General features: G+C 51.2%; 1 pseudogene. It reads left to right on the top strand.

Annotation, left to right across the window (positions count from 1 at the left end):
• A pseudogene (locus F0Q32_RS25985) lies at positions 1-346 on the top strand (malate dehydrogenase); the annotation flags it as partial.

The raw sequence follows: 346 nt of genomic DNA, 5'->3' as shown, positions 1-346 counted from the left end.
GGTATGGATCGCTCCGGTCTGTTTAACGTTAAGGCTGGGATCGTGAAGAGCCTGGTTCAGCAGGTGGCGAAAGCCGCGCCAAAAGCCTGCATCGGCATAATCACAAATCCGGTGAATACTACGGTTGCCATTGCGGCAGAAGTGCTGAAAGAAGCGGGCGTATACGATAAGAACAGACTGTTCGGTGTTACTACGCTGGATAACATCCGCTGAAATACATTTGTGGCGGAACTAAAAGATAAAAAGGCGACAGAAGTGGAAGTGCCGGTTATTGGCGGCCACTCTGGCGTGACCATTCTGCCGCTGTTGTCACAGATACCTGGTGTTTCCTTTAGCGGTCAGGAAG

Origin of the sequence: Pseudocitrobacter sp. 73 (assembly GCF_008369545.1) — a bacterium.
Lineage (GTDB): Bacteria > Pseudomonadota > Gammaproteobacteria > Enterobacterales > Enterobacteriaceae > Pseudocitrobacter > Pseudocitrobacter vendiensis.
Note: the sequence above shows the minus strand (reverse complement) of the source record. Positions and strands in the feature narration are given on the sequence as shown.